9 protein-coding genes are annotated in these 14,851 nt (G+C 68.4%); 2 read left to right on the forward strand and 7 right to left on the reverse strand.

What is annotated here, in order from left to right; genetic code table 11:
* Positions 1 to 110 precede the first annotated feature (110 nt).
* The 4 genes from KEG57_RS41985 to KEG57_RS42000 all read right to left on the reverse strand — a co-directional run bounded on the left by KEG57_RS41985 (position 111) and on the right by KEG57_RS42000 (position 9,264).
* The gene (locus KEG57_RS41985; RefSeq protein ID WP_272422038.1) at positions 111 to 4,253 is read right to left on the reverse strand and encodes a tetratricopeptide repeat protein; all 4,143 of its coding nucleotides are present in this window, start codon (positions 4,251 to 4,253) and stop codon (positions 111 to 113) included.
* Positions 4,254 to 4,382: 129 nt separating this feature from the next.
* On the reverse strand, positions 4,383 to 6,305 hold the full coding sequence (locus KEG57_RS41990; RefSeq protein ID WP_272459547.1) for a M61 family metallopeptidase: 1,923 nt from the start codon (positions 6,303 to 6,305) through the stop codon (positions 4,383 to 4,385).
* 232 nt (positions 6,306 to 6,537) lie between these two features.
* Complete coding sequence (locus tag KEG57_RS41995) at positions 6,538 to 7,818, reverse strand: S1C family serine protease (RefSeq protein WP_272422041.1); 1,281 nt, start codon at positions 7,816 to 7,818, stop codon at positions 6,538 to 6,540.
* 84 nt (positions 7,819 to 7,902) lie between these two features.
* Positions 7,903 to 9,264, reverse strand: a complete 1,362-nt coding sequence (locus KEG57_RS42000; protein ID WP_272422044.1) for a hypothetical protein — start codon at positions 9,262 to 9,264, stop codon at positions 7,903 to 7,905.
* A gap of 69 nt (positions 9,265 to 9,333) precedes the next feature.
* Between KEG57_RS42000 and KEG57_RS42005 the strand changes: the two genes are divergently transcribed.
* Positions 9,334 to 10,056: a hypothetical protein gene (locus tag KEG57_RS42005; protein WP_272422046.1), complete on the forward strand. Its 723-nt coding sequence runs from the start codon at positions 9,334 to 9,336 to the stop codon at positions 10,054 to 10,056.
* A gap of 153 nt (positions 10,057 to 10,209) precedes the next feature.
* On the forward strand, positions 10,210 to 11,790 hold the full coding sequence (locus KEG57_RS42010; RefSeq protein WP_272422047.1) for a hypothetical protein: 1,581 nt from the start codon (positions 10,210 to 10,212) through the stop codon (positions 11,788 to 11,790).
* A gap of 269 nt (positions 11,791 to 12,059) precedes the next feature.
* On the opposite strand, the gene KEG57_RS42015 is transcribed toward KEG57_RS42010, so the two are convergent.
* The 3 genes from KEG57_RS42015 to recA form a co-directional block, all read right to left on the reverse strand.
* Complete coding sequence (locus tag KEG57_RS42015; protein ID WP_272422048.1) at positions 12,060 to 13,028, reverse strand: HD domain-containing protein; 969 nt, start codon at positions 13,026 to 13,028, stop codon at positions 12,060 to 12,062.
* A 68-nt stretch (positions 13,029 to 13,096) separates the two neighbouring features.
* On the reverse strand, positions 13,097 to 13,594 hold the full coding sequence (locus KEG57_RS42020; RefSeq protein ID WP_272422049.1) for a SixA phosphatase family protein: 498 nt from the start codon (positions 13,592 to 13,594) through the stop codon (positions 13,097 to 13,099).
* 47 nt (positions 13,595 to 13,641) lie between these two features.
* Positions 13,642 to 14,763: a recombinase RecA gene (gene recA / locus KEG57_RS42025; RefSeq protein WP_272422051.1), complete on the reverse strand. Its 1,122-nt coding sequence runs from the start codon at positions 14,761 to 14,763 to the stop codon at positions 13,642 to 13,644.
* Positions 14,764 to 14,851: the final 88 nt, after the last annotated feature.

Below are 14,851 nucleotides of genomic sequence, written 5' to 3' on the forward strand. Positions count from 1 at the left end.
AGAACTGCGCATCGCGCAGTTCTTCCACCCCGAGTCCAGGGCTTGCCCTGGTTCGGGTCGAGGGGCGAACAGCCCCCGCGGGGTCCGGGGCAGAGCCCCGGCGCAGCGGCTTAGTTCGTAGCCTTCCCGGCGAGCAGGTCTGCGGCTGTCTTGCGGATGCGGGGCTCGGGGTCGCTTGTGGAGAGCTTGCGCAGGATGGGCTCGGCGGCGGCGCGATCGAGCGAGGCCATCGAGAGGGCCGCGGCCTCGCGCACGAGGGCGTACGGGTCCTCCTGCGCGATTGTGGTGAGCGTGTCGAAGGCGACGCGGCCGCCTGCGCCTGCGCCGAGACGACCGAGCGCTTCGGCGGCGCGCACGCGGAGCGGCCAGCTCGGAGCCTCGCGGCCGAGGCGCGCGACGGCGGCGATGGTGGCTGGGTGCTTGACCTTGCCGAGTGCGGCGAGGGCTGCCCGCCGTACGCTCTCTTCGGGATCGGAGAGCGCGTCGATCACGGCGTCTTGTGCCTCTTTTTCGGGCCTGCGCGCGAGGAGCTCGACTGCGCGTGTGCGGACCTCGAGCGCCGGATGGCGGACGAGCGCGACGAATGCGGGGACGACGGCGGCGGCGATGCGCTCGATCGCGGCGGAGCTTGCGCGTGCCGACTCGGGATCGAGTTTGTCGTCGGCGCCGAGCAGGGGCGCGAGTGAGAGATCTGCGTCGCTTGCAAGAAGCGCATCTGCCACGACGCGGGCGCGATCTGGTGAGGTCGAGGCTGCGGCCACGGCTGCGCGTTCGAGCGAGGGCGCGAGTGCGACGAGGGCGCGGGCGCGGGCGGACGCGAGGCGTGCCGCGTCGGGGCCGAGGCCTGCGAGGATCTCCTTCATGGAGAGTGGTCCATCGGGCACCGGCAGTGCTTCGCCCGTGCGGGAGAAGTTTTTTGTGGCGAGCGCGGTTGCGGCGGCGACGGCGGTGCGGCGCATCGACTCGTCGGTCGCGAAGAGGCTCGACGCGAGGGCGTTCTCGGCCGAGGCGCTCTGCGCGGCGTCGCCCTTTGGCGCGAGACGCGCGAGGGCCACGAGGGCTGCCTGCCGGAGGATCGGCTCGTTCGCGTCGGCGAGTGCGACGAGCATGTGGAGGTTTTCGCTCTGGGAAGCGCCCAGCTCCGCGAGCGCGTGCACGGCTGCGGCGCGTGCGGTGGCGCCGGCCTCGGGCGCGCGGGCGAGGGCCACGAGCGCGGGCGTGTACTTCTTGTCGTGCGTGAGCCCGAGGCCGAGGGCCGCGACGCCGCGCACCTCCGGCGAGGTCGAGCCGAGAAGTTTGACGAGCAAGGCTTCCGCCTTCTTGTCGCCCATGCGCGCCACGCCCCAGGCTGCGGCGACGGCGATGGAGTCGCTCGGCAGGAGCGCCGCGCCCGTGTCCTTTGGCGCGAGCATCTGCTCGTAGCGCGGCAGGATCGACGGATCCCGCAGCGCGCCGCATGCGATCATGGCCCGCACGCGCAGGCTCTTGTCGGCCTGGCCCGTGGCGTAGTTGTAGAGGGCCGGTCCCGCGCTCTTGTTCTCGACGTATGCGAGCACCTCGATCGCGATCTTCTGCTGCGACTCCTTGTCGTCGGCGAGCGCGTCGAGCAGCGGCTTGATCGCGCGTGCGCCGATCTTCGCGAGTTCCGCGCGGGCCGCCTTCGCCGCAGGGGACGTCCCGCCCTCGTGGCGCACCTTCTGCACGAGTGGCAGCGTCATCGCGCCGTACAGCTCGACGAGCAGGCGCCGGTAGATCCCCTTCTGCGGGTTGCCGACGGCCACCGGCAAAAGCTCGCGTTCGAGGGATTCGAGCGAGTTCTTGCCGAGGTTGATCTGCATGCTCATGCGCGCCGCGCGCGAGACGAGCTCCTCGTCGGGGGAGGAGCGCACGACGCGGCGGAAGAGGCGATCGGCTTCGTCGACCTGGCCGCTCGAAAGGAGCAACTCGGCGAGGTCGAAGTAGACCGGGAAGAGACGATCGTTCCGCTGGATGGCCTGCCGATACTCCGCGATCGCGTGCGGAAAATCCTGCCGCCGGCGGTACATGTCGCCGAGCTTCTGATGGCCGTTTGCGTCCTCGGGCGAGAGCTCGACGGCGCGCGCTGCGTACTTGATGGAGTCGTCGTCCCGATAGAGCTCGGCCGCGTACTGGGCCATGCGCTGGTAGAACTCGCGGGCGCGCTTGGGGTTCACCTCGACGAGTTTTTCGAGGACGCCGATCGCGCCGAGCAGGTTTTGTTCGAGCACCAAGATTCGTTCGAGCGCGAGCAGGCTCTCCTCGTCGCCGGGCGCGAGCTCGGTGACCTTGCGCAGCGTGGCCTCGGCGTCCGCGAGGCGATGCAGGCGGCGCTGCACCTCGGCGAGCAGCCTTCCGGCTTCGAGATCGGGGGGGCTCCCGTTGAAGCGCGCCGTGAGCGGCGCGACGCGGCTCGGGAGCTCGTGCGCGAGCGACCACAAGCTCACGATGTGCGTGCGCGCCTCGCGCGCGAGGAGCTTGTCGTTCTGGGCGCCGGCGAGCAGCTCCTCCCAGATCACGCGCGCCTCGGCGTAACGCTGCGCGGCGCTGCCGAGCGACGCGGCCGTGCGCTCGATCGCGATGGCGAGGTTCTTCTTGTACCGGACGTTGGTCGGCTCGAGCTGAACGGCCTCGCGCAGGGCGTTCAGCGCTTCGAGCGGCATGTCGTGGTCGAGGTAGACCTCGCCGAGCAGGGAGTTTGCCCGCGCGCGGTTCGGCACGACCTGCTTGATGCGCGCCCACGTCTCCAGGGCCTTTTTCTTGTCGCCGGCCTGGTAGTAGCGATCGCCGAGGTCGACGATGTACGTGTGGTCGGCGCCGCCCGAGGTCGCGAGCTTCTGCAGGACCTTGAGGGCTTTGTCCTTCTCCTCGACGCGCTCGTAAAAGTCGGCGACGGCCGCGAGGATCTCGGGCTCGCTGCCGACGCGCGCTTCGAGCTCGGTGAGGAGCTTCAGCGCCTTCGGGCGATCGCCGCGCTGGATGAGCGTCTCGCAGAGCTCGAAGACGAAGTCCGGGTTTCCCGGCGCGGCCTTGATGAGCGCCTCGTACTCCTTGATCGCCGCGTCGAGCTCGCCCGCGGTCTGCAAGAGGTGCACGAGCTTCAGGCGCACGTCGATCGCGCGGCTGTCGATGCCGAGCACCTTGCGGTACGTGGCAATCGCCTTGTCGACGTCGCCCGTCTCCTCGTAAAGGCCGCCCAGCGTGGCGAGACGCTGCGCGTCCTGCGCCTTCTCGGCTTCGAGGATCGGGATGAGCTCGGCGAGCTTGCCTTCGGCGCGGAAGGCGTCGGTCATGATGACCAGGATCTCGGCGCGCACGCCGGCCGCGCCGCCCGCGACCGAGAGCGCGCGCTTGAGCACGCTGAGCGCCTCCTCGGTCTTCTTCTGTCGCGCGAGGACCTGACCGAGATCGCGGAGCGCAGGCGCAAGCGCGCGGTTGTCGCCGGCCGCGGCCTTCACGAGCTCGCGGAACTCGACCTCGGCGCGATCGTAGAGCGCCCGGGCGAGCAGCTCCCGGCCGAGCTCGGCCTTCACGAAGAGCGAGCCCTGCGCGGCCTTCACGAGCGCGTCGTGGTGCTTCTTCGCGGCCTCGAAGTCCTTCAGATCGAGGCAAAGCCCGAGGAGCGTGCGTGTCGTCTGCTCGAAGTCCGGGCCGGGTTTGAGCAGGGCGAGGGCCTTTTCGTAGCTCGCGCGCGCCGCGGATTTGTCGCCGCGCTCGGCCTGGAGCTGCGCGAGGGCGAGGATCGCCTGCGGATCGTTCGGCTTCTCCGCGATCGCGGCTTCGTACGTCTTGACGGCGTCCTCGGGGCGGCCGTCGAGCTTGTAGATGCCGGCGAGCGCGACTTTCGCGGCCCAGGCGTCGGCGCCCGGCGTGGCAGCGCGTTTTTCGAACTCCTCGACGAGCTTCTTGATGTTGCCGTCGCGCTCCCGATAGAGCTGCGAGAGCCGCTGGAGCGGGAACGGCGCGCTCGGCTGCGAGATGACGATCGCCGTGTACCGCGCGATGAGCGCGTCGCTCCCCGGGCCTTTGCCGGTCGCCTCGTCGCCCTGAGGCTGCTTCGGCTGCTTGGGCTGCTTCGGCTGACCTCCGCTCCCGGGCTGCGGGTTCGGCTTGGGCGGCTTCTTGCGGTTGCGCCCGGACGGGTCGAAGTCCGCGGCCTCGGCGCTCGGCGGCGCGAGGACGGTCGCGGCGAAGGGCAAGCCGAGGAGCAAGCAGCCGGCGAGGACGTGGGAGCGCACGAGCGGGAGGGTATCACGCGGAGGCGCGTCGAGCCTGCTCGCGGAGGAGAGCGGAACCGGCAAGCGGAGGCGGAAACGGAAGTCCGGGTCGAGTTCGGAGGAGATGTCCGCGCGCGGCTGTCAGTTTTTTCAGTTTTTGCCCGAGCTCGCCGGACCGCGGGGCGCCCGAGACTTGATGACCTCACCGAGCAGGTCGGGTCTCGAGGAGTCGCGTTCCAAGTGCGGATGTTTCTCCCCCTCGGTATAGTTCACGAAATAGGTCCTATAAAACCCTGCGTTCTCCACCAGCAGCTCGATGGGCTGGCGCGTCCTCTTGGCCGTCCGCAGGGCGTTTCGGAGTTCTTCGGCGGACCATTGCCGTCCATTCACCGCAATCAGTTTCATGCCGGGCGCGAGGCCGGCCCGTTCCGCTGGCATACCGTTGATGGCGTCCACGATCCTCCCGTCCTCGCTCCGCGTGCGAACCATCAACCCGATCGAATAGCTGAAGTCTGCTAGCCGTCGATACTCCCTATAAAGGGATTCCGTGAGCTCGTTGGGTTTGTCGGTATAGGTCAACTTCCACCCACTCGATTCGATGCCTCCGAGTGGAGCGTGCGGTTCCGTGGAGTTCAATCGAGCGTCGAAGAAACCCTTCCAGTCGTAGGGAGCCACGTCATTGAGGGCAGCGACCAGGTCGTCGAACGTGTAGGGCTTCATCTCGGGGGCGCCGCTGCTTCCGCCGTAAAAGAGGCGGATGAAGTCGTCGAGCGACCGCCGGCCCTGGGTCTCTTGGCGGATGATCCCGTCGGCTTCGAGCCAAATCAGCACCCCCTCACCGTAGTAATCGGTGCCCCGCCGCCAGGCTCTCCATTCCCGCGGCGCGCTGCCGAGGATCTGTGACGAGATCGCCGTGTCTACCAGGGGGCGCCACGTGCGTCCTGGGCGGGCGCGATCCAGATACGCAGCGGTGCTCGCAAGATCCTCCCGATACTCCTCGGGCGTGAAGAGGCCGCTGCGGGCCGCGAGCACATTCCCCAGGTATTCCGTGAGTCCTTCGTAAACCCACAGCATCTCTCCCTTCATTGGCTGCTGGAAATCGGGCGTCGCCAGGCCAGCGGGGCGACGGTATTTTCCGACCCAGGAATGCACGAACTCGTGCGAAAGCAAGCTGCCCGCCAGCTGCCGCAAGCCGTCGGTGCTGAGGGAACGCTCCGGAAGCCGGTTGTCACTGGATTCATGGTGTTCGAGTCCGAGGTAACCACCCACGTGATCACTGAGCGATATCAGGAAACGGTAACTGCGATAGTGATGAGCGCCGAAAAGGGCGTGGGCCTCGGCGACCAGTCGTTGGTAGTTTTCGGCCATTTGCGCCGGCATTTCCAGCGCCGACTCGGAATCGCCGGCCATGTCTATCTGGTGAGGAGGCAGGCCGGAGACGCTGAGCGGAATCGTCTGAAAATGAGCGCCGGTGAGGACCGGCGAGTCCACGAGGGTCGTCAGAGATACAGGGTCAAACTCGATGGTCTCCCCGCTCTGCTTTGCCACCGGTAGCGCGGTGCCGAACTTCCACCCGGCGGGCAGGCGCAACGTGGCGGCATAGGTCAGCTCTCCTGGTGTGCGGCCCTGGGGAGAGAGTAGGACCTGATTCCAGCTCAACACAGCCAGTTGCGCACTGGCCGACGAACCCTCAGCTGCTTGGGTGGGTGAGATGTAGTCGAGCTCGACCTCGATGGCATCCGCTCCGGCAGGCGCCTCCAGATGGAAGGCATACATGTCCACGTCGTCGCGTCTCCAAGCGAGCGTCTGGCCCGCGGCGGTGAACTTCAGTCCCGTGAGGTTCACAATCGGGCCTTGCGGGCTGTGGTGGCCGGGAATCCATTTGGGATAGAGCAGAGTAAGAGGTCCCGGTGTGACGGGGATGATCAACTTGGCATGAAAGAGCCGGCGGGGCGCTTGGCTCAAGTCCACGCTCAGGCGAATGGTCTGAGCCTCCGCGCTCCCGGCGCCGATCGAAATCAACGCCACCGCGACCCAACTCAACCAACTCCTCATCATGGAAATGTTTCGCATGGATGCCCCCCCGAAATGGCTTCCCCCATGTCGCCCCACATGATGTGTAGGCCGCTCGTGCGCGGTCGTCAAATGGGGCTCGAGGCGCCAGGATCAGCGAAGGCAGGGCGAAAACGGAGCCGCGTCAAGAAACGCTATGGCGGAGGACAACTGCAAAAAAGGCTTGGCAGGTTCGCGTCTCTCGTAAGGCTCTCCAGAAGCGCGTCCCCCGAGGCACCTGCCATCCCGTATTTCATTCGTATCCGGCGAGACGCCAGTGACCCTGCTCCAGGCGGAAGCGCATCGTCCGGCGCTCGCCCGAGCCGAGATCCATGCCCACACGCACGAACCCGCGATCCTCGTAATCACGCACGTCCTTCTCGACGACGCGCGAGCAAGGATCCCCCGTGATGCCCTTTTGCCGTTTCAGGTCGACGTAGAGGTAGGCGAACGTGAGGCCGCGCAGGTGCTCCATCACGTCGCCTTTTTTTACGGCCGACACGAGCTCGCCGAAGGCCTCCTCGTTGACCTTGGGTTTGCCCGGAGTGACCTCGCCCGTTTCCTCGTTGCGCTCCGGAGGGCCATTCTCGATGTACCGGAGTTCCCAGGTGGGCACACCACGCTCGGCGACGAGGCGATCCGAGACGAGCGAGACCGTGGAAATGGGAGGCTCGCCGCCGATGCTGAGCTCGTCCGTGAGCTCCTTGCACGAGCCTTGGATTTGCTTGATCGTCGCCTTGACGTCCGTCTTCGAAGGCACCTTGAAGGCGCGATCGAGCACGCCCTTCACCGTGGCGGCGGGGACGGCGCTGTAGAGGTTGTCGTTCGAGCGCATCGTCAGCGTGTTGATGCCGATGACCTCGAGCGAGTCCTTGCGGAAGAGCGGGCCGCCGCTGTTGCCTGGATCGATCGCGGCCGTGTGCTGCAGGAACGAGGACTTGTGGCCGCGCACCGTGACCGCGAAATCGGAGTTCGAGATGGTGCCGCTCGTGAGCCGGTACGATTGCTGCTCACCGACGCGCGGATACCCCGAGGCCTGCACGGCTTCGTCGTTTTTCGCGGTGCCGTCTCCGAGCGTGGCCACCGCAATGGCGCTCGTCGCAAGGCTGTCGGGCACCTTCACCACGGCGACGTCGTATTTGTCGTCCGTGTAGAGGACGTCGCAATCGTTGAGCGACGTGTGTTCGTCGAGCACGATCGTGACCTTCGGCGCGCTGTCGACGACGTGCCGGTTCGTGATCAGCACGAGGCCCTTGCCGTCCGGCGTTTTGAGGAAAAACCCGCTGCCGGTCGAGGTCCAGCCCACGCCGACGGTGCCCATGGCGTCCGGGAGGCGCGATTGCTTCACGGTCTCGACGAAGGCCGTCTTCACGTCCTCGGGCAACTCGGCCTTGACGCGCACGGTGGCCTTGCGCTGCATCTCGGGGACGTTGACCTTGGCCGCGGCTCTAGGCTCCTTCGTCTCCGGAAGAGGCGCACCGCCTCCGCAGCCCATCAAGAGAAGAACCAAACCAAACGCGAGCCTGGAAGCCATCGGCACATTCCTCGTGGGGGTGGATGGAAACCGCGAACCTCGATCAGACACGACTCCGAGGCCCTTGGCAAGCCGTCCCACGAATCAACGGCGGAACGTGGAGAGGGCCGCGAAGAGCGCAAAACCAAGCACGACGAGCGTGATCACGAGCGCGACGCGCAGCGCCGGATGTCGATCGCGCGCGGCTTCGACGATACGTCGTTGGTCTTCGGACGGAATGGGCGCGCCGGCCTCGTCGCTGGCTTCGAGCGAGACGGCTGCGGCGAGGTTTGCATCGAGATCGCGCTGCGACGCCCGCGTGCGCACGAGGATCAAGAGGACCTCCGCGAGGGCCGCGATGGCGACGAGGAAGACGGCCGCGCGTCGCGCCGAGGAGGCTCGCGCGTGTTCGCGGGCTTCGGCTGCGGCCGATCCGTCGAGGAGGAGCTCGAGGCGGGGCGCGGCGGCGGATGCGGCGTGAGGTGCGAGGGGCCAGGCCGTCGTGGCGTCGCCGCGCTCGCCGGGGTCGCCGGAGAGGATGATCTGCGCGGGTTCTTTCGGCAGCTTCACGTCGAGGCGACCGCGGAAAAAACCGGCGTCGTCGCGCGTGACGGGGACGATCGCGCCGAGGATGCGGCCTGCGTCGGTGACGATGGAGGCGTAGACGCGATCCCGCGGGGCGGGCGAGACGAACGTGAGGCCGGCGTGGAGATCGGGGTCGAGCCAGATGGCGCCCGGCCGCACGGGCAAGAGGCCTTCCCAGCGACCTTCGTTTCCACGGTGATCGTTGGCGACGAGGATGAGCTCGACGAGGTGCGCGAGGGGCGTGACGGTGAACGTCGCCGGACGCGGATCGCGCAAATTCACGTTTGGTGGCTCGATCGTGGCGCCGGACGCCGACGCCTTGATGGTGATTGGCGGAACGCGCCCGGGCAGGAGCGGGAGGTCGTCGGGTTCGCGCACGCGGACCTGGATCGCCTCGGGGAAAGGCGCGGCGAGCTGGCCTCGCGGCACGACCACCGAGATACGCAAATCCCCCGTCGCCACGCCTTGCACGGGCGGCCTGCCGAGCCGCGGGGGCTCGGTAGGCCGAAGCGGCACGGTCCCTTCGACGAGGACGGTGTTTCCCTGGAGAACCCGGACGTCGAGCGGGCCTGTGAGCGGCGCGTTTTTCTCGACCGAGGCTTCGCCCACGCCGTCCGGGCCGAGCGAGACCGCCCGGGGCGCGAGGTTCGCCCCGGCGTCCGTCACCTCGACGGTCACGCCTTCGAGTGCCGCGACGTCGTCCACGCCGAACAGCCGCCGTGCGCCTTCGAGGCGAAGGGCGAGCGTCTGGCCGCCGGCCACGGGCACGCCGCGGACCCGCACGAAGGGCGCTGGGTTCGGCGAACCTGGGCCGAAGAGCACGAGGGCGGTGACGGTCACCGAGGCCGCGGGGACGACGTAGGTGGCCAGGCGACCGAGCATGCGAGGCCGAGTCTACTGCGGTTGGATTGCGTTCGGGCAGCGCATCCGATAGAGCAAGCGCGAGGGACGATGGGAGAGGCAAAGACGAAGAAGGGCGGAAAGAAGGCGCCTTCGCGGGACGAGGTCGTGCTGAAGCTCCGCTCGGATCCGCGCACGGAGAAGCGGTTCGAGCCGAAGAGCTCGCCGTCGGCGATCCTGTCGGTGCTCGCATTCTCGGTGGCGGCGGTGCTCGTCGGGGCCGGGACGTACGGGCAATGGCTGCGCGACGAGGCGCTCGGGCCGCACAAGGCCGCGCCGTACCTGCTCGCCGCCGGCGCGGCCGTGCTGCTCGTGACAGCGCTGTTCGGGCCACGGCCGGCGCAAACGATCCGCGTGGGCGACGCAGGCGTCGGGGTCGAGAAGGGCACGAACGAGATCGAGCGGATCGCGTGGCATGCGGTGCGCCGGATCGTGCTCGGCGATCGGAGCTTGACCGTCGAGGGGGAGGGGACGTCGATCGTGATCTCCCTCGCGGCGTTGCCCGAGGCGGCGGGCAAGGTGCTGCGCGAGGCGCGCGAGCGGATCCCGGCGAAGATGGAGGACGTCAAGGCGGGCGCGCTGGAGAACGCGGGCGAGGGGGCGGCCGAGACGCTGCCGCTCGAGCCGGCGCAGGTCGCGGGGCTCAAGTGCAAGGCGAGCGGCAAGCTCATCGCGTTCGAGCGCGACGCACGGCTCTGCGGCCGGTGCGGCGAGGTTTACCACAAGGATGCCGTGCCGAAGCGCTGCGCGACGTGTGACGCGCGGCTCAAGTAGTCCGCTCGAGCGCCGAACTCGTTCGGTGCTCCGCGAGATCGCGCAGCGAGCTCGCCTCGGGGGGTGAATCGGCCGGGCTTCGCCTGGCCGAGAGGGGGACGCGAGGCGTCACCCTCGGGACAAAAGCGGGCGGCCTCGGGTAACCTCGGGGCCATGTCGACTTCGCACCTCGAATCTCCGCGCAAGATTCTCGATCTCGGCGCTGGCACCACGGCGTCTGCGTGGCTCGGGACCACGGGCCTCGTCGCGTTTTTGACGTCGAGGCCGGCCCGCATCGCGGTCACGCCCGTGACGGCGACGAGTGGAGACGCGATCGATCTGCCTCGCATCACCGCGCAGGAGGTGGCGCTGCTGTCGAAAGACGTGGCGCTCGTTCGCGACAAGGAAGGAACGGTGTGGTCCGTGCCGCTCGGGGATCCGTACCGGGTGCGCGAGATCGTGCGGGATATGCGGACGCTGCTGCCGCGTCCTTCGGGGGAAGGCGCGCTCGCGATCAGCGATGAGGGCAGGGTGCTCTCGCTGTCGCTTGGTCGTGGCGAGGTGGGCGCGCGGCCTGTGGAGGTTCCGGGGCGCGTGCGCGCGGGGGATGCGGGGGATGGCGTGACGTACCTCTTGGCCGAGGGCGAGCAGGGCGGGCAGCTTCGCGTGTATCCGGGCACGGCGCCGGAGCGCGGGCCGAGCGCGCGCGTGACGTTGCCGGCGGGGGCGGCGGAGTTCGATCAGGTGCGCGGCGGCCGCGTGTATTGCGTGGTGTGGAAGCGCGGCGGGGCGGGGATCTGCGTGGTGACGCGGGACGGGGAGCGCGCGGAGGCGTCGCTCGTCACGCTGGAGGCGCCGATCGCGGACGCGGTGGTGACGGACACGAGCGTGGTCGTGGCGTTCGCGAATGGGAAGATCGCGCTGTACGACGCGGCGTCGCTTTCGGCGCCGAGCGAGGGGCCGAAGGCGCCGGTGAGCACGACGGCGGCGGGCGGGAAGGGGCGGCCGCGGGTGCTTTTGGCGACGACGACGAAGGGGGCGACGTCGATCTGGATTGGGACGGCCGAGGGCGAGGTGATGCGGGCGGCGGTCGTCGAGGTGGCTGCGGCGCCGGAGCCGCCGGTCGCGGAGCTCGCGGCGCCGGTCGTGCAGGGGCCGTCGAAGGAGGAGGTCGAGGCGCTTCGGAAGGAGGTCGAAGCGCTGCGGGGGGCGCTCGACGCGCGGGTTGGTGAACTTGCCAGCGTGAGAGGGGAGCTCAGCGAGCGGGTTGGTGAACTCGCCAGCGTGAAACGCGAGCTCGACGCGCGGGTTGGTGAACTTGCCAGCGTGAGAGGGGAGCTCGACGCGCGGGTTGGTGAACTTGCCAGCGTGAGAGGGGAGCTCGACGCGCGGGTTGGTGAACTCGCCAGCGTGAGAGGGGAGCTCGACGCGCGGGTTGGTGAACTTGCCAGCGTGAGAGGGGAGCTCAGCGAGCGGGTTGGTGAACTTGCCAGCGTGAGAGGGGAGCTCGACGCGCGGGTTGGTGAAGTTGCCAGCGTGAAACGCGAGCTCGGCGAGCGGGTTGACGAACTCGCCAGCGTGAAACGCGAGCTCGAAGTATCCAGGGGGGACCTCGCGCGTTCCCTGGAGGATCTCCGTGAAGAGCGCGCGAAGTTGGAGCGCAGCTTGGGCAAGCGGATCGACGGCGTCCTGCCTGACCGCGTGCGCAGCGGCCTCGACTTTGTCGTATCGCTCGTCGAGAACCGCCGCCGCTAGCAGGCTGTTGATAAACTTGCTGCGCGCCCTGGATCGTCGGTCGTCGTCCTCGGAATACGCCTGTATTCCTGCGTCCTCCTCCCTAGCTCCAGGGCGCTCGCGGCGTTTCTCAACAGCCTGCTCGTACAGCGGGTGCTGCTACAGGCTCCCCCTTGCATCGACCGCATCGCGGTCGATGCACCTCGGGTCCAGCGCTTGCGCTGGTCCGGGTGCAGGGGCGGATAGCCCCTGCTCGGGTCCGGGGTGAAACCCCGGCGCGACGCTCCCTCTCAGAGCCCGAAGCGCCCCGCGTTCTCCCGCAGGAACGCGAGATACACGTCGGCACACTGGTGCGACGGGACCTCGCCGCTCTCGACAGCGGCTTCGAGTGCCTTCTTCAGCTCGCCGATCTTGCGCGACGGCGGCAGACCGAACGAGCGCATGATCTCGTCGCCGATGCCGCTCGGCAGCGGGGGGACGACGGCGTCGAGCTTCTGGATCTGCTCCACGCGCTCGGCGAGATCGCTGATCTGGCGCAGACCCTTCTTCTTCTTTTCGGGTCGCTTCGTGGTGATGTCTGCGCGCGACAGGTCGAGCAGATCTTGAAGCCCGTCCCCCATCTCCTTTGCGAATCGACGCACGGCGCTGTCCGTCCAGGAGGCCTCGTACTGGCTTGCCCGCAGGTGGTGCAGGATGAGGAACCGCACGGAGCTCTTCAGCGCGGGCTCGGGGTTGAAGAGCGGCAGACGCCGATCGAGCCGGTCGAACATGCGCGCGCCTACCTCGGCGTGGCCGAAGAAGTGGACCTCCCCTGAGGGCGAGATCGTCCGCGTTTTGACCTTGCCGATGTCGTGGAGCAGCGCTGCCCAGCGGACTTCGAGCCGCGGCACGGCTTGCCGCACCACTTGCTTCGTGTGTTTCCAGACGTCCTTGTGACGCCACTCGCCGTCGCCGAAGCCGACCATTGCTTTGACTTCGGGCAGCATGGCGGCGAGTGCGCCGCACTCGAGGAGCGCGTCGAGACCGTCTTCGGCGTCGCGCGACATGATGATTCGGTCGATGGAGCGGCGGACGTCGGGGAGGTAGAGCGATGAGGCGGCGCGGAAGTCGTCGCTGTCTGCGACGGGGTGCGTGGGGGCGTCGCCGGGCTCGGGGGGCGGTGGGGGCGTGCCTCTCTCGGCGCGCTCGACGGCCCAGGCGAGGGCCGTCATGGCGCGCTGCGGATCGGGGGACTTCGGGGCCTTCGTCTCTTCCTGCACGCGCAATCTCGGTGAAAATGGGGGAGGGAACGGGTAGCGCGGCGCGCCTTGCCTGTCGAGCGCGCGCGTCACCGGGCTGGGCGGAGCACCGTCGTCACGCGGAAGGAGCCGCCGAGCTCGGGTTTTACGTCGGGCCCGCTCGGGCGCGCGATACCCACGAGCATGCCTGGATGCAGGCCGAGTGGCAGCTCTGCCACGTCACGCACGAGCAGACGCAGGAGGGCGATCACCATCGGGTGATGGCCGACGAGCAGTGCGTCTGCGTTTGCCGTGGCGAGCTCGCGCAGGAGCGCGACGGGCGGCGGCTCGTCTGGTTCGAGCTCCGAGAAGGTCTCGATCGGGATTGCTGCGGCGCTGAGCACGCCGGCCATGAGCTCGGCGGTGTGGTGCGCGCGCAGGTACGTGCTTGCCACGATGCGGCCGAGCGTCGGCCCGTGCTGGGCTCGTAGCGTCTTGCCGATTTCCTCGACGCCGAGGATGCCTTCGGAGGTGAGGGGGCGATCGCGGTCCCGGCCCGATGGCGAGCTCTCGGCCGCGAGGCCGTGGCGCATCACGTAGAGGTTCATGGTGACGAGAGGGAGCCTGCCATGAGGAAGGCTCCCTTGGGGATGGATCAGTTGGTCTTCGCGGGGGCGCGGCGACCTTCGGCGGGGGCTCCGGCGGCCTTGCCGGCCGGGGCGGACGCGGCTTCGGGCGCTTTGCCGGGGCGCTGGATGCCGTGCTTGGCGAGCACGAGCGTCTCGATGCGCTCGAGCACGTCGGGGTGCTGCTCCAGGTAGGTGCGGGCGTTCTCGCGGCCCTGGCCGATACGCTCGCCCTGGAAGGAGAACCAGGCGCCGCTCTTTTCGACGATGTTCGCCTCTGTCGCGAGGTCGATGACGTCGCCGGCGTGGCTGATGCCCTGGCCGTAGAGGATGTCGAACTCCACCTCGCGGAAGGGCGGCGCCATCTTGTTCTTCACGATCTTCACGCGGGTCCGGTTGCCGACGACGGCGGGCTCCTTGCCGCTCGCGGCCGCCTCCTTGATCTTGCCGATGGCGCGGATGTCCATGCGCACCGAGGAGTAGAACTTGAGGGCGTTGCCGCCGCTCGTCGTCTCGGGGTTGCCGAACATCACGCCGATCTTCAGGCGGATCTGGTTGATGAAGATGAGCAGGCAGTTCGACCGGGCCACGGTGCCGGTGAGCTTGCGGAGGGCCTGGCTCATGAGGCGGGCCTGGAGGCCGACGTGGCTGTCGCCCATGTCGCCTTCGATCTCGGCCTTGGGCACGAGGGCGGCGACGGAGTCGACCACGATGATGTCGACGGCGTTCGAGCGGACGAGCATGTCCGCGATCTCGAGGGCCTGCTCGCCGTAGTCGGGCTGCGAGATGAGCAGCTCGTCCGTCTTCACGCCGAGCTTTTTCGCGTAGTTCACGTCGAGCGCGTGCTCGGCGTCGATGAAGGCGGCGACGCCGCCGGAGCGCTGGATCTGGGAGATCGCGTGCAGGGTGAGGGTGGTCTTGCCGGACGACTCCGGGCCGTAGATCTCGATGATGCGGCCGCGGGGGTAGCCGCCGATGCCGAGGGCGATGTCGAGCGAGAGCGAGCCGCTGGAGACGGCGGCGACGTCGTCGTGCAGGCTCTGCCCCTCCTTGAGGCGCATGATCGCGCCCTTGCCGTATTCCTTCTCGACGCTCGCGATGGCGAGCTCCAGCGCGGCGAGCTTCTGCTTCGGGTTTTTCTCGTCACTCATGGCGACCTCGGGGGGGGCAGGGGGGCAGTGAGGGTAATGGGTCGCGGGTTTTGCGCCACGAACCGTTCGTCTCGGCTGCGTATACTGT

This window comes from Polyangium jinanense, from assembly GCF_028435365.1.

What these genes read in the sequence shown, in the direction of transcription:
- KEG57_RS41990 (WP_272459547.1), bottom strand. Translation starts at nt 6,305, where the DNA reads ATGCGAAACATTTCCATGATGAGGAGTTGGTTGAGTTGGGTCGCGGTG.
- KEG57_RS41995 (WP_272422041.1), bottom strand. Translation starts at nt 7,818, where the DNA reads ATGGCTTCCAGGCTCGCGTTTGGTTTGGTTCTTCTCTTGATGGGCTGC.
- KEG57_RS42000 (WP_272422044.1), bottom strand. Translation starts at nt 9,264, where the DNA reads ATGCTCGGTCGCCTGGCCACCTACGTCGTCCCCGCGGCCTCGGTGACC.
- KEG57_RS42005 (WP_272422046.1), top strand. Translation starts at nt 9,334, where the DNA reads ATGGGAGAGGCAAAGACGAAGAAGGGCGGAAAGAAGGCGCCTTCGCGG.
- KEG57_RS42010 (WP_272422047.1), top strand. Translation starts at nt 10,210, where the DNA reads ATGTCGACTTCGCACCTCGAATCTCCGCGCAAGATTCTCGATCTCGGC.
- KEG57_RS42020 (WP_272422049.1), bottom strand. Translation starts at nt 13,594, where the DNA reads ATGAACCTCTACGTGATGCGCCACGGCCTCGCGGCCGAGAGCTCGCCA.
- recA (WP_272422051.1), bottom strand. Translation starts at nt 14,763, where the DNA reads ATGAGTGACGAGAAAAACCCGAAGCAGAAGCTCGCCGCGCTGGAGCTC.